The sequence below is a fragment of the Burkholderia sp. MSHR3999 genome (genome assembly GCF_000833595.1).
Taxonomy (GTDB): domain Bacteria; phylum Pseudomonadota; class Gammaproteobacteria; order Burkholderiales; family Burkholderiaceae; genus Burkholderia; species Burkholderia ubonensis.
This window is the reverse complement of sequence record NZ_JRFO01000007.1, coordinates 678,964-703,990: the sequence shown is the minus strand read 5'-3', so window position 1 is coordinate 703,990 and position 25,027 is coordinate 678,964. Positions and strand designations below refer to the sequence as shown.

20 protein-coding genes and 1 pseudogene are annotated in these 25,027 nt (G+C 66.9%); 8 read left to right on the top strand and 13 right to left on the bottom strand.

The window, feature by feature from the left end:
* Positions 1-27 precede the first annotated feature (27 nt).
* The gene (locus tag KY49_RS26630; RefSeq protein ID WP_042587419.1) at positions 28-417 is read right to left on the bottom strand and encodes a VOC family protein; all 390 of its coding nucleotides are present in this window, start codon (positions 415-417) and stop codon (positions 28-30) included.
* A 73-nt stretch (positions 418-490) separates the two neighbouring features.
* Between KY49_RS26630 and KY49_RS26625 the strand changes: the two genes are divergently transcribed.
* Positions 491-1,468 (top strand): helix-turn-helix domain-containing protein, encoded by a 978-nt coding sequence (locus tag KY49_RS26625; protein WP_042587418.1) that lies wholly within the window; start codon positions 491-493, stop codon positions 1,466-1,468.
* An 86-nt stretch (positions 1,469-1,554) separates the two neighbouring features.
* Here the strand turns inward: KY49_RS26625 and gltA are convergent, their stop codons facing one another.
* The 7 genes from gltA to KY49_RS26590 all read right to left on the bottom strand — a co-directional run bounded on the left by gltA (position 1,555) and on the right by KY49_RS26590 (position 7,460).
* Positions 1,555-2,856 carry a citrate synthase gene (gltA, locus tag KY49_RS26620; protein ID WP_010089184.1) on the bottom strand — a complete coding sequence of 434 codons (1,302 nt, stop codon included), beginning with the start codon at positions 2,854-2,856 and terminating at the stop codon, positions 1,555-1,557.
* Between the two features lie 54 nt (positions 2,857-2,910).
* On the bottom strand, positions 2,911-3,186 hold the full coding sequence (locus KY49_RS26615; protein WP_042587417.1) for an FAD assembly factor SdhE: 276 nt from the start codon (positions 3,184-3,186) through the stop codon (positions 2,911-2,913).
* Between the two features lies 1 nt (position 3,187).
* Positions 3,188-3,889: a succinate dehydrogenase iron-sulfur subunit gene (locus KY49_RS26610; RefSeq protein WP_042587416.1), complete on the bottom strand. Its 702-nt coding sequence runs from the start codon at positions 3,887-3,889 to the stop codon at positions 3,188-3,190.
* 21 nt (positions 3,890-3,910) lie between these two features.
* Positions 3,911-5,686, bottom strand: a complete 1,776-nt coding sequence (sdhA, locus tag KY49_RS26605; protein WP_042587415.1) for a succinate dehydrogenase flavoprotein subunit — start codon at positions 5,684-5,686, stop codon at positions 3,911-3,913.
* Between the two features lie 3 nt (positions 5,687-5,689).
* Complete coding sequence (sdhD, locus tag KY49_RS26600; RefSeq protein WP_042587414.1) at positions 5,690-6,058, bottom strand: succinate dehydrogenase, hydrophobic membrane anchor protein; 369 nt, start codon at positions 6,056-6,058, stop codon at positions 5,690-5,692.
* Positions 6,059-6,061: 3 nt separating this feature from the next.
* A complete protein-coding gene (gene sdhC, locus KY49_RS26595) occupies positions 6,062-6,478 on the bottom strand; it encodes a succinate dehydrogenase, cytochrome b556 subunit (RefSeq protein WP_042587413.1) in 417 nt (138 codons plus the stop codon).
* 178 nt (positions 6,479-6,656) lie between these two features.
* Positions 6,657-7,460: a GntR family transcriptional regulator gene (locus KY49_RS26590; protein WP_197083608.1), complete on the bottom strand. Its 804-nt coding sequence runs from the start codon at positions 7,458-7,460 to the stop codon at positions 6,657-6,659.
* Positions 7,461-7,758: 298 nt separating this feature from the next.
* On the opposite strand from KY49_RS26590, the gene KY49_RS26585 reads away from it, so the two are divergent.
* From KY49_RS26585 to KY49_RS26555, 6 genes and pseudogenes are all read left to right on the top strand, one after another.
* The gene (locus tag KY49_RS26585) at positions 7,759-8,742 is read left to right on the top strand and encodes a malate dehydrogenase (RefSeq protein WP_042587411.1); all 984 of its coding nucleotides are present in this window, start codon (positions 7,759-7,761) and stop codon (positions 8,740-8,742) included.
* 167 nt (positions 8,743-8,909) lie between these two features.
* Positions 8,910-9,919: pseudogene (locus tag KY49_RS26575) on the top strand (HpcH/HpaI aldolase/citrate lyase family protein).
* Between the two features lie 186 nt (positions 9,920-10,105).
* Positions 10,106-10,618: a hypothetical protein gene (locus KY49_RS26570; protein ID WP_042587410.1), complete on the top strand. Its 513-nt coding sequence runs from the start codon at positions 10,106-10,108 to the stop codon at positions 10,616-10,618.
* A 22-nt stretch (positions 10,619-10,640) separates the two neighbouring features.
* Entirely contained in the window at positions 10,641-12,092 is a 1,452-nt protein-coding gene (locus tag KY49_RS26565) for a bifunctional 2-methylcitrate dehydratase/aconitate hydratase (RefSeq protein ID WP_042587409.1), read from the top strand.
* A 52-nt stretch (positions 12,093-12,144) separates the two neighbouring features.
* Entirely contained in the window at positions 12,145-14,862 is a 2,718-nt protein-coding gene (gene acnA, locus KY49_RS26560) for an aconitate hydratase AcnA (protein WP_042587408.1), read from the top strand.
* Between the two features lie 619 nt (positions 14,863-15,481).
* Positions 15,482-17,215: a S53 family peptidase gene (locus KY49_RS26555; RefSeq protein ID WP_042587407.1), complete on the top strand. Its 1,734-nt coding sequence runs from the start codon at positions 15,482-15,484 to the stop codon at positions 17,213-17,215.
* Between the two features lie 103 nt (positions 17,216-17,318).
* Here KY49_RS26555 and KY49_RS26550 read toward each other — a convergent pair whose 3' ends face one another.
* The 5 genes from KY49_RS26550 to KY49_RS26530 form a co-directional block, all read right to left on the bottom strand.
* Positions 17,319-18,725 carry an MFS transporter gene (locus KY49_RS26550; RefSeq protein WP_042587406.1) on the bottom strand — a complete coding sequence of 469 codons (1,407 nt, stop codon included), beginning with the start codon at positions 18,723-18,725 and terminating at the stop codon, positions 17,319-17,321.
* A 190-nt stretch (positions 18,726-18,915) separates the two neighbouring features.
* A complete protein-coding gene (locus KY49_RS26545; protein WP_042587405.1) occupies positions 18,916-19,755 on the bottom strand; it encodes an ABC transporter permease in 840 nt (279 codons plus the stop codon).
* A 19-nt stretch (positions 19,756-19,774) separates the two neighbouring features.
* Positions 19,775-21,046 (bottom strand): ABC transporter permease, encoded by a 1,272-nt coding sequence (locus tag KY49_RS26540; RefSeq protein ID WP_082062447.1) that lies wholly within the window; start codon positions 21,044-21,046, stop codon positions 19,775-19,777.
* A 98-nt stretch (positions 21,047-21,144) separates the two neighbouring features.
* Positions 21,145-22,191: an ABC transporter substrate-binding protein gene (locus KY49_RS26535; RefSeq protein ID WP_042587403.1), complete on the bottom strand. Its 1,047-nt coding sequence runs from the start codon at positions 22,189-22,191 to the stop codon at positions 21,145-21,147.
* 71 nt (positions 22,192-22,262) lie between these two features.
* Positions 22,263-23,369, bottom strand: coding sequence for an ABC transporter ATP-binding protein (locus KY49_RS26530; protein WP_010089166.1), 1,107 nt, complete (start codon positions 23,367-23,369; stop codon positions 22,263-22,265).
* A 109-nt stretch (positions 23,370-23,478) separates the two neighbouring features.
* Between KY49_RS26530 and pdxR the strand changes: the two genes are divergently transcribed.
* A complete protein-coding gene (gene pdxR, locus KY49_RS26525; protein ID WP_042587402.1) occupies positions 23,479-25,008 on the top strand; it encodes a MocR-like pyridoxine biosynthesis transcription factor PdxR in 1,530 nt (509 codons plus the stop codon).
* The last annotated feature ends 19 nt before the right edge of the window (positions 25,009-25,027 follow it).

Here is a 25,027-nt window from a genome sequence, read left to right as displayed (position 1 = left end):
TATCGATACAATCCCGGCAACCGCTCGCTACTCGCGACGATGGCAGACCACGCACAGCTTGTTGCCGTCCGGGTCGCGGAAATACGCGCCGTAGTAGTCGGGGTGATAGTGCGGCCGCAGGCCGGGCGGCCCGTCGCAGGTGCCGCCCTGCTGCAGCGCGAGCGCATGACAGCGGTCGACCTGCGCGCGCGTCGGCGCGTTGAACGCGATCGTATGGCCGTTGCCCGGTTCGGGCGCGCGGCCGTCGAGGGGCCGGCCGAAGAAGAACAACGGCCGATCGGTATCGGCCGGCATCCAGCCCGACCAGCCGTCCGGCTCGCTGAACTTCAGACGCAGCCCGAGCTCCGCGAGCAGCGGCGCGTAGAAGTCGTACGCGCGCGCGGTATCGCTGACACCTACGCAAACATGTGAAAACATGGCATCGCTCCGTCGTGACGATCGATCACGATCATGCCACGGCGCGTTGCCCCGCGCTCGACCGGAGGTCGCGATGAAGCCGCAGTACGAGCATGTGACGTTCGCCCCAGGCTGTTCGATTCGCGTGTACCACCGTCAGCTCGCGCACATTCCGTTCGAATGGCATCGACATCCCGAGTACGAACTGACGTTGACGCTGAACAGCCGAGGCCGGCGCTTCGTCGGCGATCACGTCGCCCACTACGCGGACGACGATCTGGTGCTCGTCCCGCCCAATCTGCCGCACACGTGGTCGTCGAATGCGCGCATCGATCGCGATGCGCCGGAAGTCGCGCTCGTCGTCTGGTTCGACGGCGACTGGGCACGGCGCATGGCCGACTGCTGCCCCGAGTACGCGCCGCTGCGCTCGTTGCTGCGTCGCGCGGCGCCCGGCCTCGCGTTCGACGCCGAGACGGCCCGCGCGATGCGCGCGCGCTTGCCGCAGTTGCTCGACTCATCGCCGCGCGTCCGCCTCGCGGCCGCACTCGACACGCTCGCCGATCTTGCTGAGGCCGGCGGCGAACCGCTCGCCACCGCGCAGGCCTATGGCCGGCCCGACGCAGCCGCAACATCGACCGACTTGGCCACGCCCGAAGCCGAGCGCCTCGACCGCGTGCTCGACGCGATCGACCGGCGCTTCCACGAACCGTTGCGCGTCGACGCGCTCGCCGCCGTCGCGCACATGTCCGAGCGCACGCTGCAGCGGCTGTTCGTCCGGCACCTCGGCGAAAGCGTCGGCCGCTACGTGCAGCGCCTGCGAATCGCGCATGCGTGCCGGCACCTCGTCGGCACCGACTGGCCGATCGCGACCGTCGCCGCGCGTTGCGGGATTCCGAACGCCGCGAACTTCAACCGGCAGTTCCTCGCGACCCGAGGGATGACGCCCGGCGCGTACCGGCAGTTCTTCCTGCGTCACGGCCATCCGCCCGCGGCCGACGCGCGGGCGGATCTCGACACGCGCCCGCCGTCGCTGGAGCGCGCGGCTACGACTGCAGCCACGCCGCGCAAATGAAAACACCCCGGCGGGCAAACCCGCCGGGGTGTCTTGGGCGATCATCCAACGCGAACGGCCTGCCGGCCATTCGCGCCGCATACGGCTCAGCGTGCGCCGATCGGCTTCGCTTCGCGCGGCGTGTCGCCGATGAACAGCTGACGCGGACGGCCGATCTTCTGCTCCGGATCCGCAATCATTTCGTTCCACTGCGCGATCCAGCCGATCGTACGCGCCATCGCGAAGATGCACGTGAACATCGACGTCGGAATACCCAGCGCGCGCTGGACGATGCCCGAGTAGAAGTCGACGTTCGGGTACAGCTTGCGCGACACGAAGTACTCGTCTTCCAGCGCGATCTTCTCGAGCTGCATCGCGAGCTTGAACAGCGGGTCGTCGTGCAGGCCCAGTTCGTTCAGCACTTCGTAGCACGTTTCGCGCATCAGCTTCGCGCGCGGATCGTAGTTCTTGTACACGCGGTGGCCGAAGCCCATCAGCTTCACGCCCGAGTTCTTGTCCTTCACCTGCTTGATGAACTCGGGGATGTTGTCCGGCGTGCCGATCTGCTCGAGCATGTTCAGCGCGGCTTCGTTCGCGCCGCCGTGCGCCGGGCCCCACAGACATGCGATACCGGCCGCGATACACGCGAACGGGTTCGCGCCCGACGAACCGGCCAGACGGACCGTCGACGTCGATGCGTTCTGCTCGTGGTCGGCGTGCAGGATCAGGATGCGGTCGAGCGCGCGGACGAGCACGTCGTTGACCTGGTATTCCTCGCACGGGTTCGCGAACATCATGCGCATGAAGTTCGCGCTGTACGACAGATTGTTCTGCGGATACACGAACGGCTGGCCGATGCTGTACTTGTACGCCATCGCGACGAGCGTCGGCAGCTTCGCGATCATGCGGATCGCCGACACTTCACGGTGACGCGGGTCGTTGATGTCGAGCGAGTCGTGGTAGAACGCCGACAGCGCGCCGACTGCGGCGACCAGGATCGCCATCGGGTGCGCGTCGCGGCGGAAACCGCGGAAGAAGAACTGCATCTGCTCGTGCACCATCGTGTGCTTCGTGACGGTCGCGACGAATTCCTTCTTCTGCGCTTCGTTCGGCAGCTCGCCCTTCAGCAGCAGGTAGCAGGTCTCGAGGAAGTCGGCGTTCTGCGCGAGGTTGTCGATCGGGTAGCCGCGATACAGCAGCTCGCCCTTGTCGCCGTCGATATACGTGATCGCCGAGTTGCACGACGCCGTCGACATGAAGCCCGGGTCGTACGTGAACTTGCCGGTCTGGCCGTACAGCTTGCGGATGTCGATCACGTCCGGGCCCATCGTGCCCTTGTAGATCGGCAGTTCGACGCTAGGCGAGTTGTCGCTGAACGATAGCGTGGCTTTTACATCAGACGGAGTCATGGCACATCCTCAATCGAAATATAGAAACGGGATTCGATAACGGGCGTAACGCGGTTAGACGTTGCGCAGCATCTCCAACAGCCGGCGGACTTCCGGGCTGTCAAGGTCGCCCTCTGGTTCCTTGCGCGCGAGGAGCAAGTCCATCAGGTCGTTGTCGCTCAGATCGAGCAGGCGCGTCAGCGCGCCCACGTCTGCATCGGTGAGGTCATGCTCGTATCGGCTGAAGAAACGATCGAAGATCAGATCGTTCTCCAGCAGACCCCGCCGCGCGCGCCAGCGGAGGCGCGCGCGGCGGTGCGGGTCGGATTGATGTGCGGTGGTGTCGCTCATCTCAAACCGCGCGGCGGACCATCAGTTCCTTGATCTTGCCGATCGCCTTCGTCGGATTGAGGCCCTTCGGGCACACGTCGACGCAGTTCATGATCGTATGGCAACGGAACAGACGATACGGATCTTCAAGGTTGTCGAGACGCTCGCCGGTCGCCGTGTCCCGGCTGTCCGCGATGAAGCGGTAAGCCTGCAGCAGGCCGGCCGGGCCGACGAACTTGTCCGGGTTCCACCAGAAGCTCGGGCACGACGTCGAGCAGCTCGCGCACAGAATGCACTCGTACACGCCGTCGAGCTCGTCGCGTTCCTGCGGCGACTGCAGGCGCTCCTTCTCGGGCGGCGGCGCGTCGTTGATCAGGTACGGCTTGATCGAGTGGTACTGGTTGAAGAAGTGCGTCATGTCGACGATCAGGTCGCGCACGACGGGCAGGCCCGGCAGCGGGCGCAGCACGATCTTCTGCGGCAGCTCGTTCAGGTTCGTCAGGCACGCGAGACCGTTCTTGCCGTTGATGTTCATCGCGTCCGAACCGCACACGCCTTCGCGGCACGAACGGCGGAACGACAGCGTCTCGTCGACGGCCTTCAGCTTGACCAGTGCATCCAGCAGCATGCGCTCGTGCTGGAGGTCCAGTTCGTACGTCTGCATGCGCGGCGCTGCGTCCTTGTCCGGATCGTAGCGGTAGACTTCAAAAATGCGTTTTGCCATTTCGGATTCCTTTGACTCGGCTTAGAACGTGCGCGGCTTCGGCGGCACGGAGTCGACCGTCAGCGGCTTCATTTGAACCGGCTTGTAGTCGAGGCGATCGCCTTCGCTGTACCACAGCGTGTGGCGCAGCCAGTTCTCGTCGTCGCGATGCTCGTAGTCGCTGTGCGCATGCGCGCCGCGGCTTTCCTTGCGCGCTTCCGCCGAGACCATCGTCGCGCGGGCGACTTCGATCAGGTTCTCCAGCTCGAGCGCTTCGACGCGCGCGGTGTTGAACACCTTCGACTTGTCCTTCAGGTGGATGTTTTCCACGCGCGCCTTCAGGCCGGCCATCTGTTCGACGCCTTCCTTCAGCAGCGCCGACGTGCGGAACACGCCTGCGTGCTTCTGCATCGTCGCGCGGATGTCGTTCGCGACGTCCTGCGTGTATTCGCCCGACGACGACTTCTCGAGCTTGTTCAGGCGCGCCAGCGAGAATTCGCCCGCATCGGCCGGCAGCGGCTTGTGATCGCGCTGGTTCTTCACGTGCTCGACGATGTGGTTGCCGGCCGCGCGGCCGAACACCACGAGGTCGAGCAGCGAGTTCGTGCCGAGGCGGTTCGCGCCGTGCACGGACACGCACGAGCATTCGCCCACCGCGTAGAAGCCGTTGATCGGCTCCTTGTGGTCGCGCGACGTGCCGACGACCTGGCCGTGAATGTTGGTCGGGATGCCGCCCATCTGATAGTGGATGGTCGGGACGACCGGGATCGGTTCCTTGATGCAGTCGACGTTCGCGAACTTCAGCGCGATTTCGCGGATCGACGGCAGACGCTTCATGATCGTCTCGGCGCCGATGTGCGACAGGTCGAGCAGCACGTGGTCCTTGTTCGGGCCCACGCCGCGGCCTTCCTTGATTTCCTGGTCCATCGAGCGGGACACGAAGTCGCGCGGCGCCAGGTCCTTCAGCGTCGGCGCATAGCGCTCCATGAAGCGCTCGCCGTTCGCGTTGCGCAGGATGCCGCCTTCGCCGCGCACGCCTTCCGTGATCAGCACGCCCGCGCCGGCCACGCCGGTCGGGTGGAACTGCCAGAACTCCATATCCTGCAGCGCGATGCCCGAGCGGGCCGCCATGCCGAGGCCGTCGCCGGTGTTGATGAACGCGTTGGTCGACGCCGCGAAGATCCGGCCTGCGCCGCCCGTCGCGAACAGCGTGGTCTTGCCTTCGAGGATGTAGACGTCACCCGTTTCCATTTCGAGTGCCGTCACGCCGAGCACATCGCCGTCCGCGTCGCGGATCAGGTCGAGCGCCATCCATTCGACGAAGAACTGCGTCTTCGCCGCGACGTTCTGCTGGTACAGCGTGTGCAGCAGCGCGTGACCGGTACGGTCCGCGGCCGCGCAGGCGCGCTGGACCGGCTTCTCGCCGTAGTTCGCGGTGTGGCCGCCGAACGGGCGCTGGTAGATCGTGCCGTCCGCGTTGCGGTCGAACGGCATGCCGAAGTGCTCGAGCTCGTACACGACGTTCGGCGCTTCACGGCACATGAACTCGATCGCGTCCTGGTCGCCGAGCCAGTCGGAGCCCTTGATCGTGTCGTAGAAGTGATAGTGCCAGTTGTCTTCGCTCATGTTGCCGAGCGATGCGCCGATCCCGCCCTGTGCGGCGACCGTGTGCGAACGCGTCGGGAACACCTTCGACAGCACGCAGACCGACAGGCCCGCGCGCGACAGTTGCAGCGCCGCACGCAAGCCGGAGCCGCCCGCGCCGACGATCACGACGTCGAACTTGCGACGCGGGAGGGAAGTTTTGATTGCAGCCATTCTTTACACTCTCCAGAGAATCTGCGCGGCGTAGCCCGCACATGCGAGCAGCCAGACGATGGTCAGCGATTGCAGCAGCAGGCGCACACCGACGGGCTTCACGTAGTCCATCCAGATGTCGCGCACGCCGACCCATGCGTGGTAGAAGAGGGAGAGCAGCGTCACGAAGGTCGCGAGCTTCATCCATTGCGCGGCGAAGATCGACGCCCAGCCTTCGTACGAGAAATCGTGCGCGCCGAAGAACAGCACCAGCAGGATGATCGTGTAGACGGCCATGATCGTGGCCGTGACGCGTTGCGCGAGCCAGTCGCGCAGGCCGTAGTGCGCGCCGACGACGAGGCGCTTCGAGCCGATTCGGTTGTTGGCTGCCATTTCTTAGAATGCTCCGAACAGTTTGAGGGCCATCGCGATGGTCAGCAGCGACGAGACGGCGATCACGACGACCGAGGTCGACTTGCCGCGCTCCTTGGTGACGGCATCGTGGTTGATGTCCATCAGCAGGTGGCGGATGCCGGCGCAGAAATGGAGGAAGAACGCCCACGACAACACGAGGACGATGAGCTTGACGATGACGTTGGAGAGAAAGAACTTGAAGCCTTCGAAGCTGAGCTCGGAGGTGAGGCTCTGGTCGAAGAGGAACAGCAGGAACGGAAGGAACAGGAACAGCAGCGCACCGCTGACTCGATGGAGAATCGAAACCTTCGCCGCTAGCGGCAGGCGATATTTCATCGTGATGTCGCCGAATCCGATGTTCCGGTATTCCGGCCTCGGCTTTCTTACTGCGTCAGTCATGCTAGACCCCTACTTATGTTGTGACACTAATCCGCGATTTTAGCGCCTTTTTATATCGCGCTGCAGCGAAAACCTGCTCAGGAGCGTTACGCAAACGCGAACAAAGGCGACCCGAAACGTGCTTCGCGGACAGTGTGGGGAGCGCGAATGCACGAGACACGAGCCGATACCCGCATCGTCAGCTCAAGTCGTTCTGATAGTAATACCCGGTTGTGACATACCAGCCGCGCCGCACTTCCACCGGCCGGTCACCATATGTATAGGACACGCGCTCGACCGACAGCAACGGAAAACCTGTCGGCACGTGCAGCAGGTCGGCCACCGCCGGCTCCGCCGCCACCGCGCGGATCTTCTCCGACGCGCGGATCATGCGGGTGCCGAACTCCGTCTCGAACATCGCGTAGAGCGGCCCCTTGTACTCGCTGAGCCGCTCGAACGTGAGGCCGCGGAACATCACGCCCGGCAGCCAGATCTCGTCCAGCACCGTCGTCTCGCCCTCGAATTCGAGCAGGCGCCGCACCTGCACCACCGGGTCGGCCGGCTTCAGGTCGAGCTGGCGGGCGATCTCGGCCGGCGCGCGCGTGCGCCGGCACTCCAGCAGGCGGCTCACGTGCGCGTGCTCCGCGCCGTCGTCGGCCAGCAGGCGCAGGAACCGGAATTGCGCGCGATCTTCATTGTGCGTTGCAACAAACGTACCCTTGCCCTGCCGGCGAACCACGAGGTTCTCGGCAGCCAGCTCGTCGATCGCCTTGCGCACGGTGCCCTGGCTGACCTTGTAGCGGCCCGCGAGCTCCACTTCACTCGGAATGATCTCGCCCGGCTTCCATTCGCCCGACTCGAGACTCTGCGTGATCAATGCCTTGATCTGCTGGTATAAAGGGCTGAACGTCGGGGACGGCGCCGGCGCGAGCTCGGCCGCACCCGGCTGCCCTGGGCCGCCTGCGCCGGTCGGATTCGCGTTGTTCGCCTGGTTCGATGTCATGGCGCGCATTTCATCACAAACCGCGCTTTTCCGTCCACTCAAATTCCGCAAAACATCTGTCTTATATAAGACATATGATACCGTTTGACTTTGCGTTCTTCGGCTCCTAAACTCCGGGTCGAGCAAGGGTTCGCGGGTGGCAAAGCGCGCCCCCGGCCACGTGCCTCGGCCCGTCTCCAGGTTCACCACGCATGCAACCGCGAGTCCTCCGCCCTGCTTCAAAGCAACGCTTCGCGTAACGCGCATAGAATGGCGTTTTCCCTAGCGTCCCACGCTTCACCCGTCCTGGAGATTTTCAATGGCTAAGCCCGCAAAGCGCGTTGCCGTCACCGGCGCCGCAGGTCAAATCGCTTACTCGCTGCTGTTCCGCATCGCGAACGGCGACCTGCTCGGCAAGGACCAGCCGGTCATCCTGCAACTGCTCGACCTCCCGCAAGCCCAAGCCGCCGTCAAAGGCGTCGTGATGGAACTGGACGATTGCGCGTTCCCGCTGCTCGCGGGCGTCGTGATCACCGACGACCCGAAGGTCGCGTTCAAGGACGCCGACGTCGCGCTGCTGGTCGGCGCCCGTCCGCGCTCGAAGGGCATGGAGCGCAAGGACCTGCTGTCGGCGAACGCCGAGATCTTCACGGTCCAGGGCGCCGCGCTGAACGAAGTCGCGAGCCGCGACGTGAAGGTGCTGGTCGTCGGCAACCCGGCCAACACGAACGCGTACATCGCGATGAAGTCGGCGCCGGACCTGCCGAAGAAGAACTTCACGGCGATGCTGCGCCTCGACCACAACCGCGCGCTGTCGCAGCTCGCGGCCAAGTCGGGCAAGCCGGTCGCGTCGATCGAGAAGCTCGCGGTGTGGGGCAACCACTCGCCGACGATGTACCCGGACTTCCGCTTCGCGACCGCCGAAGGCGAATCGCTGCTGAAGCTGATCAACGACGACGAATGGAACCGCAACACGTTCATCCCGACCGTCGGCAAGCGCGGCGCGGCGATCATCGAAGCGCGCGGCCTGTCGTCGGCGGCGTCGGCGGCCAACGCGGCGATCGACCACGTGCGTGACTGGGTGCTCGGCACGAACGGCAAGTGGGTCACGATGGGCATTCCGTCGGACGGTTCGTACGGCATTCCCGAAGACATCATCTACGGCGTGCCGGTCGTGTGCGAAAACGGCGAGTACAAGCGTGTCGAAGGCCTGGAAATCGACGCGTTCTCGCGCGAGAAGATGGACGGCACGCTGGCCGAGCTGCTCGAAGAGCGCGACGGCGTCGCCCACCTGCTGAAGTAAGGCGCCGGCCTTGCCGCCCGCGGGCGGCAAGGCTGCGGCGCGGGCCGGCGGCATGCCGCCGGCCCGCTGCGCCCCCAATCCGATCCGGACGCGTTTTGCCGCCACCGGCCCAGAACGCGCCCGCATCCGATTTTTCCACGCTGGCCTGCCTCCTGGACGTACAGAAGATGTCCGCGCTCACACCTGCACAAGTGTTGTACGACGGTGCGTCCCCGCCCGCGATCCTGCCATGCTGCGATCACTACGCCGGCAGCGAGAAGCTGATGCGCAAGTCGCTTGCGCTGCAGGCCGAGATGGGCCCCGTGTTCGACATCACGCTCGACTGCGAGGACGGCGCGGCCGTCGGCCAGGAAGCCGCGCACGCGGAGCTGGTCGCCGGCCTGCTCGGCAGCGCCGACAATCGCTTCGGGCGGGTCGGCGCGCGGATCCACGATTTCTCCCACCCCCACTGGCGCGACGACGTGCGGATCATCCTGCGCGCGGCGCGGGCGCCGGCCTACATCACGCTGCCGAAGATCGCGAACGCCGCCGACGCCGCCGAGATGTGCGCGTTCATCGAAGGCACGCGCCGCGAGCTCGGCATCGCGCGGCCGATTCCGGTCGACGTGCTGGTCGAGACCCACGGCGCACTCGCTCACGCGGCCGCCCTCGCCGCGCTGCCGCTCGTCGGCACGCTGAGCTTCGGGCTGATGGACTTCGTCTCCGCGCATCACGGCGCGATTCCCGATGGCGCGATGCGCTCGCCCGGCCAGTTCGAGCATCCGCTCGTGCGCCGCGCGAAGCTCGAGATCGCCGCGGCCTGCCATGCGCACGGCAAGACGCCGTCGCACAACGTGACGACCGAAGTGCGCGACATGAGCGTCGTCGCGGACGACGCGCGCCGCGCGCGCGCGACGAATTCGCGTACACGCGGATGTGGAGCATCCATCCGTCGCAGATCCGGCCGATCGTCGACGCGTTCGCGCCCCGCACCGACGAAGTCGCGCTCGCGGCCGAGATCCTGCTGGCCGCGCAGGCCGCCGACTGGGGTCCGACACGGCACGGCGACACGCTGCACGACCGCGCGAGCTACCGCTATTACTGGTCGGTGCTGCGCCGCGCGCGGGCCACCGGCCAGCCGGTGCCCGCCGAGGCGGCGCCACTGTTCGGCCCGGCCGCCGCGGCAGACGCGCCGTGAGCGCGCGCCGCTCGCCGGTTTGCTAAACGACAAAAAACGTAACGGAGCCTGAAAACCTGAAATATGCGCGGCCAAATAGGTGAAAATAGCGGCCGCTGCGCGCTTCCGGGGCGCGTGCAGTTCTACCCGGCCGGCGGCCCGACGCCGCCGGCCCATGTCAACTGATTATCGAAAGGTTCTGACTCCATGAAGAAACTCCTGATCGCTACCGCCATCGGCGCCTTGTCCGCCACGATGCTGGTCTCGGCTCCGAGCGCGTTCGCCCAGGAAGCGGGCACGACCGCGAAGAAGGCAACGGCCAAGCGCCCGGCGCCGGCCAAGCGCATCATCCCGCGCAGCAAGAAGGCACAGGCGCGTGCCGCGGCCAAGGTCGATACGGTGCCGGAAGGCGCAGTCAAGTGGGCGTGCAAGGACGGCCTGTCATTCGACCTCGCCGGCGACATGAAGCGCGACCAGGTCGTCACGGTTCACTGGGCGAAGAAGAACTACAAGCTGCCGCGCCAGGCAACGACGACGGGCGCCGACACGTTCTACGATCCGGCAGCCGGCTTCAAGCTGGTCGTGATCCCGACCAAGGCGATGCTGTTCAGCGACGCGAACGGCGGCGAGCGCCTCGCGGACGAGTGCATGACGCCGGAAATGGCGCAAGGCACGCCGGCGCCGACGCAATCGAACGAGCTGAAGCCGGCAACGAACTAAGCCCGTTCACCCAGGCCCCTCGATGTCCGCCCCGACCTCCAGCGTCCGCCCTGCCCCGGATTCGGTACTCGTCGACATCGTCGACTACGTGCTGAATGCGGGGATCGACAGCGCGCTCGCGCTGGAAACCGCGCGTCATTGCCTGATCGACACGCTCGGCTGCGGACTCGAGGCGCTGTCCTACCCTGCCTGCACCAAGCTGCTCGGCCCCGTCGTACCCGGCACGATCGTGCCGAACGGCGCGAAGGTCCCGGGCACCTCGTTCCAGCTCGATCCGGTCAAGGCCGCGTTCGACATCGGCGCGACGATCCGCTGGCTGGACTTCAACGACACCTGGCTCGCCGCCGAATGGGGCCATCCGTCCGACAATCTCGGCGGGATCCTGGCGACGGCCGACTGGCTGTCGCGCACCGCCGTCGCCGCCGGCAAGACGCCGCTCGCGATGCGCGACGTGCTGATCGCGATGATCAAGGCCCACGAGATCCAGGGCTGCATCGCACTCGAGAATTCATTCAACCAGGTCGGGCTCGACCACGTGCTGCTCGTCAAGGTCGCATCGACCGCCGTCGTCGGCCAGTTGCTCGGGCTCACGCGCGACGAGCTGATCAACGCGGTATCGAACGCGTTCGTCGACGGCCACGCGCTGCGCACCTACCGGCACGCGCCGAACACGGGCTCGCGCAAGTCGTGGGCGGCCGGCGACGCGACGTCGCGCGCGGTGCGCCTCGCGCTGATCGCGAAGACGGGCGAAATGGGCTACCCGTCGGCGCTGACCGCGCGGACCTGGGGCTTCTACGACGTGCTGTTCAACGGACAGCCGTTCCGCTTCCAGCGCCCGTACGGCACGTACGTGATGGAGAACGTGCTGTTCAAGATCGCGTTCCCGGCGGAATTCCACGCGCAGACGGCCGCCGAAGCGGCCATGCAGCTGCACGCGCAGCTCGCCGCGGCCGGGAAATCGACCGACGACATCAGCCGGATCACGATCCGCACGCACGCGGCGGCGATCCGCATCATCGACAAGCAGGGGCCGCTCGCCAACCCGGCGGACCGCGACCACTGCATCCAGTACATGGTCGCGGTGCCGCTGCTCTACGGCCGGCTGACCGCGGCCGACTACGAGGACGCGGTCGCCGCGGACCCGCGCATCGACGCGCTGCGCGCGAAGACGACGTGCGTCGAGGACCCGCGGTTCACGAAGGATTATCACGACCCGGACAAGCGATCGATCGCGAATGCGCTGACGATCGAGTTCGCAGACGGATCGAAGCTTGCCGAAGTGGCGGTCGAGTATCCGATCGGCCACCAGCGACGCCGCGCCGACGGCATCCCGCTCCTGGTCGAGAAGTTCAGGACCAACCTCGCCCGCCGCTTCCCGGCAAAGCAGCAACAAGCGATTCTCGACGTGTCGCTGGACCAGGCAAAGCTCGAAGCGATGCCGGTCAATGAGTACGTCGACTTGTATGTGATATAGCCGTCATCTACAGGACTCTTTGTTTCCTAGACTCAAACCCAGGAAAATCACCATGGCCCACAATCTCCACAAGACCCTCAAGGAATTCGACAACGGTTCCGGCAAAGGCAAGTTCTATTCGCTGCCGCAACTCGGCAAGGAACTGAAGACGAAGATCGAGCGCCTGCCGGTGTCGATCCGGATCGTGCTCGAGTCCGTGCTGCGCAACTACGACGGCAAGAAGATCACCGAGGAACACATCGAGCAGCTCGCGAACTGGAAGCCGACCGCCAAGCGCGTCGACGAGATTCCGTTCGTCGTGTCGCGCGTCGTGCTACAGGACTTCACGGGCGTGCCGCTGCTCGCCGACATCGCGGCCATGCGCGGCGTCGCGAAGCGCGCGGGCAAGAACCCGAAGAAGATCGAACCGCTGGTCCCGGTCGATCTCGTCGTCGACCACTCGGTCCAGATCGACTACTTCCGCCAGAAGGACGCGCTCGACCTGAACATGAAGCTGGAATTCCAGCGCAACAACGAGCGCTACCAGTTCATGAAGTGGGGCATGCAGGCGTTCGACACGTTCAAGGTCGTGCCGCCGGGCGTCGGCATCGTCCACCAGGTGAACCTCGAATACCTCGCGCGCGGCGTCCACAAGAAGAAGGACGAAGACGGCACGGTGTTCTACCCGGACACCCTCGTCGGCACGGACAGCCACACGACGATGATCAACGGCATCGGCGTGGTCGGCTGGGGCGTGGGCGGCATCGAGGCGGAAGCCGGCATGCTCGGCCAGCCGGTGTACTTCCTGACGCCGGACGTGGTCGGCGTCGAGCTGAAGGGCCAGCTGCGCGAAGGCGTGACGGCCACCGACCTGGTGCTGACCATCACCGAAATGCTGCGCAAGGAAAAGGTCGTCGGCAAGTTCGTCGAGTTCTTCGGCGAAGGCACGAAGACGCTCTCGCTGCCGGACCGCGCGACGATCGCGAACATGGCGCCGGAATACGGCGCGACGATGGGCTTCTTCCCGGTCGACGAGAAGACGATCGACTACTTCAAGGGCACGGGCCGCACGAAGGCGGAAATCGCCGCGTTCGAAAACTACTTCAAGGCGCAGGACCTGTTCGGCATTCCGAAGGCCGGCGACATCGACTACACGAAGACGCTGACGCTGGATCTGCTCACGGTCGCGCCGTCGCTGGCCGGCCCGAAGCGCCCGCAGGACCGCATCGAGATCGGCAACGTCAAGTCGACGTTTACCGAGCTGTTCTCGAAGCCGGTCGCGGAAAACGGCTTCGCGAAGAAGGCGGAAGACCTGGCAGCCGAGTACACGACGAGCAACGGCGTCAACGTGAAGAACGGCGACGTGCTGATCGCCGCGATCACGTCGTGCACGAACACGTCGAATCCGAGCGTGCTGCTGGCCGCGGGCCTCCTGGCGAAGAAGGCCGTCGAAGCCGGCCTGAGCGTCGCGCCGCACATCAAGACGTCGCTCGCCCCGGGATCGCGCATCGTCACCGAGTACCTGACGAAGACGGGCCTGCTGCCCTACCTGTCGAAGCTCGGCTTCGAAGTCGCCGCCTACGGCTGCACGACCTGTATCGGCAACGCGGGCGACCTGACGCCGGAACTGAACGAAGCGATCACGAAGAACGACATCGTCGCGGCGGCCGTGCTGTCGGGCAACCGCAATTTCGAAGCGCGCATCCACCCGAACATCCGCGCGAACTTCCTGGCCTCGCCGCCGCTCGTCGTCGCGTACGCGATCGCCGGCAACATCACGCGCGACCTGATGACCGAGCCGGTCGGCCAGGGCAAGGGCGGCAAGGACATCTACCTCGGCGACATCTGGCCGACGAGCGACGAAATCCACGCGCTGCTCAAGTACGCGCTCGATCCGAAGAAGTTCGAGGACAACTACGCGAAGCTGACCAAGAAGGGCGACCTCTGGAGCAAGATCGAGGGCGAGTCGGGCCAGGTCTACGACTGGCCGAAGTCGACGTACATCGCGGAGCCGCCGTTCTTCGGCAAGGAATTCTCGATGGAACCGGCCGACGCGATCGTCACGGTCAAGGGCGCGCGCGCGCTCGGCATCTTCGGCGATTCGGTCACGACCGACCACATCAGCCCGGCAGGCTCGATCAAGGAAGACTCGCCGGCAGGCAAGTGGCTGAAGGAGAACGGCGTGCAGAAGGCCGACTTCAACAGCTACGGCTCGCGCCGCGGCAACCATGACGTGATGATGCGCGGCACGTTCGCGAACGTCCGGATCAAGAACCTGATGATCCCGGCGAAGGCGGACGGCACGCGCGTCGAAGGCGGCCTGACGATCCACCAGCCGAGCGGCGAACAGCTGTCGATCTACGACGCGGCGATGAAGTACGTCGACGCCGGCACGCCGACCGTCGTGTTCGCGGGCGAAGAGTACGGCACCGGCTCGTCGCGCGACTGGGCGGCGAAGGGCACGCAGCTGCTCGGCGTGAAGGCCGTGATCGCACGCAGCTTCGAGCGGATCCACCGTTCGAACCTGGTCGGCATGGGCGTGCTGCCGCTGCAGTTCAAGGGCGCGGACAGCATCCAGTCGCTCGGCATCACCGGCGACGAGACGTTCGACATCGAAGGCCTCGGCGACGACTTCAAGCCGCAGCAGGACGTCACGCTCGTGATCAACCGCAAGGACGGCGAAACGAAGCGCGTGCAGGTGCTGCTGCGCATCGATACGCCGATCGAAGTCGACTACTACAAGCACGGTGGTATCCTGCCGTTCGTGCTGCGCTCGCTGCTCGCAGCGTAAGCGCTTCGCTTTTGCAGGTGCCGTATCCCGCTTCGGCGGGTGCGGCCGATTTGGAAGCCCGGCCTCGCGCCGGGCTTTTTTTCGTGCGCGCGCCCGATAGAGCCTTCACTCTAAAGTGGGGTCCGGACGCGTAACCCGAAAGCCGCCTGCAAGACTGCGCCGCGCGCTGTTCCACCATTCGGCACGCCTCGCCCCGTTCAGGCGGATTTCTGCATGTTCCGGCGACGCCGACACGCCATGGCGGAAAGCTTGCCGCAAGCCCCGACCACATAGTGCGACGCGGCGCGGCGCACGCGACGCACGGCCCGAACCGCCGTGCGAACTCGCACGCCGCCGCAACGCACGATTCGCCGTCCGCGCGGCTGCCGCGCCTGCTCGATTGACGCACGCGCCGCCCGCCGCCACGCGATGCACGCGCGAACCGGTTCCGCCGTCCGCCCCGACGCGCCGCCCTCCACTGCCCCGCGCGACCGTCGCGCAGGACGCGACTTGTCAGAACTGACAGCTGATGTTTCTCTCAGCTACCCGAAGTGTTATGGCGTCCTACGCTCCACTGCGCTCGCGGCCCCACAAGGGCCGGGGGTTCCAGCAACGTCGTCTCTCCTCAAAAGGACACCCGATGAAAAGGAACACCTGGTTTTCCCTGCCTCTGCCGTCGCCCCGCCGTCTCGCCTGCGCATGGCCGCTCGTACTTGCCGCCGGCGCGGCACACGGCGCGACGGACTGGGTCGACACACATACGAAGGCCTTCCTGACCGGCCCGCAGCTGATGGCGCGCAGTGCGGCGCCGTCGCTCGAACTGGCAGCGGGCGAAACGACCAACGTCGTGGTCAGCCTGAAGCTGCGCAATGCCGCGCAGCTCAAGCAGCTCGCGCGCGACGTCAACCGGCCCGGCAGTGCGCAGTACGGCAAGTTCCTCACGCATGACCAGTTCCTCGCGAACTACGCGCCGACCGACGCGCAGGTTCAGTCGGTCGTCGACCATCTGCGCAAGAGCGGCTTCGTCGACATCGAGGTCGCGCCGAACCGGCTGCTCGTTTCCGCGCGCGGCACCGCCGGCACGGTCAAGGCCGCGTTCAACACGTCGCTCGTGCACTTCCAGTTCGCGGGCCGCTCGGGCTTCGCGAACGCGTCCACCGCGCAGGTGCCGCGCGCGCTCGGCGACGTCGTCGGCTCGGTGCTGGGATTGCAGAACGTCGCGCGCGCGCATCCGCTGCTGCGCATCGGCAACGTCGCGAAGCCGACGGCGCTCGCCGCGGGCACCGCGACCGGCCATTATCCGAAGGAATTCCCGGCCCTCTACGGCGCGACCGGCGTGCCGACCGCGGCCGGCGTCACGGTCGGGATCATGACGATCGGCGGCGTCGCGCAGACGCTGCGGGACCTGAAGACCTTCACGTCGAGCAACGGCTACGGCGCGGTGACGACGCAGAGCGTCAAGACCAACGGCACCGGCGGCAACTACACCGACGACCAGGACGGCCAGGGCGAATGGGATCTCGACAGCCAGTCGATCGTGGGCGCGGCAGGCGGCCAGGTCGGCAAGCTCGTGTTCTACATGGCGGACCTGAACGCGTCGGGCAACACCGGGCTCACGCAGGCGTTCAACCGCGCGGTGTCGGACAACGTCGCGAAGGTGATCAACGTGTCGCTCGGCTGGTGCGAGACCGATGCGAGCGCCGACGGCACGCTCGACGCCGAGGAGCAGATCTTCACGACGGCCGCCGCGCAAGGCCAGACGTTCTCGGTGTCGTCCGGCGACGAAGGCGTGTACGAGTGCAACAACCGCGGCTATCCGGACGGCTCGAACTACACGGTGTCGTGGCCGGCCTCGTCGCCGCACGTGCTCGCGATCGGCGGCACGACGCTGTACACGACCTCGTCGGGCGCGTTCTCGAACGAGACGGTCTGGAACGAAGGGCTCGACGGCAACGGCAAGCTGTGGGCGACGGGCGGCGGCGTCAGCACGATCCTGCCCGCCCCGTCGTGGCAGTCGGGCAGCAACCGCCAGCTGCCGGACGTGTCGTTCGATGCCGCGCAAAGCACCGGCGCGTACATCTACAACTACGGCCAACTGCAGCAGATCGGCGGTACCAGCCTGTCCGCGCCGCTGTTCTCCGGCTTCTGGGCGCGCATCCTGGCCGCGAACGGCACGGGCCTCGGGTTCCCCGCGGGGAATTTCTACAACGCGATTCCATCGCACCCGTCGCTCGTCCGCTATGACGTCACATCGGGCAACAACGGCTATCAGGGCTACGGGTACAACGCGGGCACGGGCTGGGACTACACGACCGGCTTCGGCAGCCTGAACATCGCGAACCTCAACCAGCTGATCAAGTCGGGCGGCTTCTGAGCGAGGTGTGTAGAGCCGGCGCGCGGGGTGTTTCTCCGCGCGCCGGTTTTTTGCTTCTTCACGTCGATGCAGCGGACCGACCGGGCGTCTGCACGCCCCGCCGTCACTTCGTCGCCCGCTCCGATGCAACCGCCACGCCGGCCCGATGCGACGGCGCGAACAGCCGCAGCCCGCTCACGACGCTCGCGGCGCCCGCGAAGCACGCGCCGAGCACCAGCGCGAGCGTCGGCCCGTGACGGCCCGCGATCCCGAACGACAGCGCGACGAGCGCCGCGCCGGTCGCCTGCCCGATCAGCCGCGCGGTCGCGATGATTCCGCTCGCGCCGCCGCTGCGCTCGGGCGGCGCGCTCGACATCAGCGCCTTCAGGTTCGGCGACTGGAAAAAGCCGAAGCCCGCGCCGCACAGCATCATCCGCCAGCCGATGTCGAGCACGTGCGGCGCCGCCGGCAGCGTGGCGAGCGACGCCATGCCCGCGCACAGCAGCGCGAGGCCGACCGCGCCGAGCAGCCCGGGCGGGTAGCGGTCCGACAGCCGACCCGCGAGCGGCGCCGCGAGCGCGACGACGATCGACCATGGCGTCATCAGGAAACCCGTCTCGACCGCGCTCCGATGCAGCACGGTTTCGAAATAGAACGGCAGCGACACGAATGCGAGCCCCTGCGCGGCGAACGCGCAGACGGCGGTCAGCGCGGACAGCGCAAACACGGGCCGGCGAAACAGGTCGACCGGCAGCATCGGCGCCGGATGCCCGGCCTCGCGGCGGATCAGCAGCAAGCCGAAGCCGAGCGCGAGCGTGGCGGCGGCGAGCACGATGGAGAGCGGCCCGCGCTGCGCGGCCTCGCCGAGCGCGAAGATCAGCGCGGCGAACGTGACGACGTTGAGCAGCGCGGCCACCGGATCGAACGCATGACGGCCGCGCGCCGTCTGCGGCAGCGACGGAATCGCCACCGCGAACGCGCACAGGCCGAGCGGCACGTTCACCGCGAACAGCCACGGCCACGCGGCGACCGACAGGATCAGCGACGCGATCGTCGGGCCGACCGCGAACGACACGCCGACGACGAGCGCGTTGAGGCCGACGCCGCGCCCGAGCCGGTGCGCGGGATACAGGCTGCGGATCAGCGCGACGTTGACGCTCATGATCGCGCTCGCGCCCAGGCCCTGCACGATCCGCGCGGCCGTCAGCAGCGGCAGCGTCGACGCGAGCGAGCAGCCGAGCGATGCCAGCGTGAAGACCGCGAGACCGGCAATGTACACGCGCTTGTGGCCGACGATGTCGCCGAGCGCGGCAAGCGGCAGCAACGTCGCGACCATCGCGAGCTGGTACGCGTTGATGATCCACACGGATGCGGCCGGCGCCGCGCGCAGGTCGGCGGCGATCGCGGGCAGCGCGGTGTTCGCGATCGCGGTGTCGAGCGTCGCGAGCGCGACGGCCAGCAGCACGGCGGCCATCGCGCGCCAGTTGACGGCCGGCTCCGGGGTGCGGGCGGCGGAAGCGGTTTCGGACAAGATGTGACTCTGCTGGCGGGCGACGCGATGCGTCGCGGATGGACCGGCTCGGCATCGCGCGTGTCGTCCGGTACAACCGGTGCGCGCGCCGCCGAGTTCCGTATTGTTGCAGAGCCGCATCGAGCCTGCAGGCGGCCGCTTCATCAGTCAGCCAAACGAAAGCCGGCGCCGCCCTCGGTACGTTACCGCGTCACGTAACCGCCCGCCGCGCATTGCGCCCGCGCAGCCATTCGAGCGCGAGCAGCAGGCTCGTCGAGAAGATGATCAGGATCGTCGCGAGCGCGGCGATCGTCGGGCTGATGTTCTCGCGGATGCCGGTGAACATCTGGCGCGGCAGCGTGGTCTGGTCGGCGCCGGCGAGAAACAGCGTGACGACCACTTCGTCGAACGACGTCGCGAACGCGAACAGCGCGCCCGACATCACGCCCGGCGCGATCACCGGCAGCGTGACGCGAAAGAACGTCGTGACCGGATTCGCGCCGAGCGACAGGCTCGCGCGCACGAGGTTGTGGTTGAAGCCCTGCAGCGTCGCGGCCACCGTCGTGACGACGAACGGCACGCCGAGCGCCGCGTGCGCGCAGATCAGCCCCGTGTAGGTGTTGGCGAGGCCGAGCGGCGCGAAGAACAGGTACATGCCGACGCCGACCACGACCACCGGCACGATCATCGGCGACAGCAGCACCGCCATCAGCAGCCCCTTGCCGCGGAAGTCGGCCTTCGTGAGCCCGATCGCGGCGAGCGTGCCGAGCACGGTCGCGACGACGGTGGCCGACGGCGCGACGATGAAGCTGTTCTTCGCCGCCATGCGCCACTCGTCGGACGCGATCAGGTTCTCGTACCAGCGCGTCGAGAAGCCCGGGATCGGATAGACGAGGAACGTGCTCGACGAAAACGACAGCGGCACGATCGCGAGCACCGGCAGGATCAGGTACAGCAGCGTCAGCACGACGAGCACGCGCAATGCGACGTACCACGCGCGCTCGACGAACGACATGTGCGGCGCGAACAGCGGCCTGGCGAGCAGTTTCATGGTCGAATCCCCTTCCCTTTCAGCCGAGGCTCACGTTCGAGCGGGTGAAGCGGTTGTAGACCGCGTACAGCACGAGCGTCGCCGCGAGCAGCAGCCCGCCGAGCGCACACGCCATGCCCCAGTTGATCGTCACGTTCGTGAAGTACGCGACGTAGTAGCTGACCATCTGGTCGTTCGGCCCGCCGAGCAGCGCCGGCGTGATGTAGTAGCCGATCGCGAGGATGAACACCAGCAGCGCGCCCGCGCCGACGCCCGGGTAGGTCTGCGGCACGTACACGCGCCAGAACGCCGCGAACGGATGGCTGCCGAGCGACACGGCCGCGCGCTGGTAGGTCGACGGGATCGACTTCATCACGCTGAAGAGCGGCAGGATCATGAACGGCAGCAGGATGTGCGTCATCGAGATGTACACGCCGACCCGGTTGAACAGCAGCGCGAGCGGATGCGAGATCAGCCCGCTGCCGATCAGCGCCTTGTTGACGAGCCCCTCGCTCTGCAGCAGCACGATCCACGCGGCGACGCGCACCAGCACCGAGGTCCAGAACGGAATCAGCACGAGGATCATCACGAGGTTCGCGCGCCGCTCCGACAACGTCGAGATCCAGTACGCGAGCGGATAGCCGAGCAGCAGCGCGAACAGCGTGACCGCGACGCCGATCACGAGCGTGCGGCCGAAGATCGCCAGGTAGATCGACTGGTCCGGATCGGCGGGCACGACGTGGCCGAAGCCGTCCTGCTTGTGATCGAGCGACGCGAGCAGGTAGAACGGCGAGTACGCGCTGCCGTTCTTCGCGATCGCCTGCCAGTACGCGGGGTCGGCCCAGCGCGCATCGAGCTCGACGAGCTTGCCGCGCTGCTGCGTGGGCGTGAGCGCTTCGCCGTTGTCGCCCTTGAGCGGCATCGCGCGCGCCGTCTTCGCGACGAGCGACCGGTAGCCGGGAATCTCGGTGTTCAGGCGCCGCGCGAGCGCGCCCATCGCCTCGCTGTCGGCAACCCGCGTCATGTCGGCGGCGAGCGCCGCGTACGCGGCGTCGGCGGGCGGCGTCTTGCGGTCCCAGCCGGACAGCGCGGCGACCGTCTTCGGCAGCGCGGTCGCGATCTCCGGGTTCTGCACCGCGCGCGTCAGCAGCGCGCCGATCGGCACGACGAAGATCAGCAGCAGGAAGATCGCGAGCGGCGCGACCAGCAGCAGCGCCATCGCGCGCTTCCTGGCCTCGGCGGCCTTCAGCTCGCGTTTCAGCGTGGCAGTCGACTGCGTCGACGAAGAAGTGGCGATCGTCATCGTATTCAATGTGCCTCTCCGGCCGGACCGGAGTCCGGCGGCATGCCGCGCGAAGCGCCGCGACGCGTGCGCGCCGCGCGGCCGGTTGCGTCACGACTGCGACGCGCTTACTTCGATGCCCACGCGGCGAAGCGCTGCTCGAGCTCGTCGCTGTGGTCGGTCCAGAAGCCGATGTCCTGCAGCACCGCGTTCTTGCCGTTGGTCGGCGAGTTCGGCAGGTTCGCGAGCGTCTTCGCGTCGAGCGACTTGATCGCGGCGACGCTCGCCGGGCCGTACGAGATGTGCTGCGCGTAATCCTGCTGCGGCTTTGTCGACAGCGTGTACGCGATGTACTTCTCCGCCAGCGCCTTGTTCGGCGTGCCCTTCGGAATCGCCCAGTAGTCCAGATCGTAGATGCTGCCGTTCCAGACCACCTTCAGGTTCTTGCCTTCCTTCTGCGCGGCGCTGATGCGGCCGTTGTACGCGGTCGACATCACGACGTCGCCGGCAACCAGGAACTGCGGCGGCTGCGCACCCGCTTCCCACCACTGGATGTACGGCTTCAGCTCGTCGAGCTTCTTGAACGCGCGGTCCTGACCGGCCTTCGTGCCGAGCACCTTGTAGACGTCCTTCGGCGCGACGCCGTCGGCCATCAGCGCGAACTCGAGGTTGTAGCGCGCGCCCTTGCGCATCCCGCGCTTGCCCGGGAATTTCTTCACGTCCCAGAAATCGGCCCAGCCGGCCGGCGCGGTCTTCAGCTTGTCCGCGTTGTACGCGAGCGTGGTCGACCACACGAAGAAGCCGACGCCGCAGGTCTGCGGCGATTCCGGAATCAGGTCGGATTTCTTCGCGATCTTCGACCAGTCGAGCTTCTCGTACAGCCCTTCGTCGCAGCCGCGGTTCAGGTCGCCCGATTCGACCTCGACCACGTCCCAGTTGACGTGCTTCGCCTCGACCATCGCCTTCACCTTGGCCTGCTCGCCGTTGTATTCGACGGCCGTGACCTTGGTGCCGGTCGACTTCTCGAACGGCTGGTTGAACGCGACCTTCTGCGCATCGCCGTTCGCGCCGCCGAAGTTGACGACCGTGATCTCCGCCGCCGACGCGGATGCGCCGAACACGGCCAGCGCCAGCGCGAAGGCGGTGCGGCGCGCGGTAAAGCTTGCTCGATTCATGATGGTTCCTCTCGTGGTGGAAGTGCGCCGTTGTTATGGACGACGTGCTGCAGAAAACCTTGTTGCCGTGTTCAGGCGAATACGCGCAGGTGCTCGGGCGCGAATGCCAGCCCGACCGGCGCGCCGGGCGAGAACGCATCGAGCGCGCCGGTGCCGAGCGGCACCTTCACGAAGCATTCGTCCTGCCCCGGCACCGCGCAGCGCATGCGCACGTGATCGCCGAAATAGATGAGGCTGCGGGCCTCGCCCGCCAGCAGGTTCGCGGCAGCGCCATTCGCGTGGCCGTTGCCGTGCTGCAGCGCGAGGCTCATGCGCTCGGGACGGATGCACGCGACCGCGGGTGCGCCCGCTTCCGCGTTGCCGATGTTGCGGCCGACGAGCGTCGTGCCGTCGTCGAGCCGGAACTCGCAGAACTCGCCGTCGACGCGCGCGACCCTGCCGCGCAGCCGGTTGCTGTCGCCGATGAAGTTCGCGACGAATTCGTTGCACGGCGATTCGTACAGGCGGTCGACGGTGTCGAGCTGCTGCACGATGCCCTTGTCGAACACGGCGACGCGGTCCGACATCGTCAGCGCCTCGCCCTGGTCGTGCGTCACGTACACGAAGGTCACGCCGAGCTTCTCGTGCAGCGCCTTCAGTTCGTACTGCATGTGTTCGCGCAGCTGCTTGTCGAGCGCGCCGAGCGGCTCGTCCATCAGCACGAGCTTCGGCTCGAACACGAGCGCGCGGGCCAGCGCGATGCGCTGCTGCTGGCCGCCCGACAGCTGCGCCGGGTAGCGCTTCGCGAAGCGCTCCATCTGCACCATCTTCAGCGCATGCGCGACGCGCTCGGCGCGCTCGCCGGCCGGCAGCTTGCGCACCGTCAGCGGATACGCGACGTTCTGCTCGACGGTCAGGTGCGGGAACAGCGCGTAGTTCTGGAACACCATGCCGATGTTGCGCTTGTGCGGCGGCACGTTGTTCAGCAGCTCGCCTTCGAGGCGGATCTCGCCGCCCGTCGGAAACTCGAAGCCGGCCAGCATCATCAGGCAGGTGGTCTTGCCGGAGCCGGACGGCCCGAGCAGCGTCAGGAATTCCCCGCGGCGGATGTCCAGGTCGAGCGATTTGACGACGAGCGTCTCGCCGTCGTAGGTCTTCCGCACGCCGCGAAAGCTGACGATCACTTCATCGGTCTTCATCGTGGCTGTCCCCTTGCAACGCGACATGCATTTATTGAGATGCAGACGACTATACGGCTGGCACGGTTCTATACTAGGGAACCATTTCAATATTCCTAGTAGGACCACTTTGGATACCGTGATCCTTGCCGACTGGCTCTCCGCGCGCCTCGACCGCAGCTCGTCCGAGCCGATGTATCGCCAGTTGCTGCAGCTGATGCAGCAGGCCATCCTGACCGGGGAATTGGGGCCAGGAACCAAGCTGCCGAGTTCACGGACGCTCGCCGCCGACCTGTCGATCGCGCGCAATACCGTGCTGCACGTGTATGACCAGCTGACGGCCGAAGGCTACGTGCTGACGACCACCGGCAGCGGCACCTACGTCGCCGACACGCGCCCGGACGCCGCGGCGATGCTCGCGCCGGGCAGCCCGCCGCCGTCGCCTTCCGCCGTCGATGCGGCGGCGCGGCAGGACGACGCGCAGGGCGGCCTGTCGATGCGCGGCCGGCAACTGATCGAACATGCGGGCGTGTCGCGCCGCCAGTGGGGCGCGTTCATGCCGGGCGTGCCGGACGTGGCGGAATTCCCGAGCCGCACATGGAGCCGCCTGCAGGCGCGGCTATGGAAGGAAGCGAACCCGGAGCTGCTGACCTACGCGCCCGGCGGCGGCTACCGGCCGCTGCGGCGCGCGCTCGCCGACTACCTGCGCGTCGCGCGCTCGGTGAAATGCTCGCCGGACCAGCTGATCATCACGACGGGAATCCACCAGTCGATCGATCTCGCGGTGCGCCTCCTGTCCGACATCGGCGATCGCGCGTGGGTGGAAGAGCCGTGCTACTGGGGCGTGCGCAGCGTGCTGCAGGCGGCCGGGCTGACGCTCACGCCGGTGCCGGTCGACCAGGAAGGGCTCGACCCGCGCGTGAGCGACCTGCAGCATCCGCCGCGGCTCGTGCTCGTCACGCCGTCGCATCAATATCCGCTCGGGATGGTGATGAGCCTCGCGCGGCGCCGGATGCTGCTCGAATACGCGCGGCAGCACCGCTGCTGGATCATCGAGGACGACTACGACAGCGAGTTCCGCTACGGCAGCCGGCCGCTCGCGTCGCTGCAGGGGCTCGACGACGGCGGCCGCGTGATCTACGTCGGCAGTCTCGGCAAGATGCTGTTCCCGGGCTTGCGGATGGGCTACATGGTCGTGCCGGAGCACCTGGTCGACACGTTCCGCACCGGGCTGTCGGAGCTGTATCGCGAGGGCCAGCTGATGCAGCAGGCCGTGCTCGCCGAATTCATCATGGACGGCTACCTGACCTCGCACGTGCGGCGCATGCGCACGCTGTACGGCGAGCGCCGGCAGTTGCTGATCGACGCGATCCATGCCCGCTTCGGCGACGCGCTGCCGGTGATGGGCGACGAGGCGGGCCTGCATCTCGTGCTCGGCCTGCCCGACGCCTGCGACGATCGCGCGGTCACGCAGAGCGCGTTCGACGCCGGCGTGATCGTGCGCCCGCTCACGAGCTACTACAGCAGCGCGGACGCCGCGCGGCCGGGCCTGCTGCTCGGCTATGCATGCGTCGCGCACGAGAGCATCGGCCCCGCGTTCGACACGCTCGCGACGACGATCGAACGGCACCTGCCACGGCGGGCGACGCGCGCGGCATGAGCGCCCTCGCGCGGCGCGG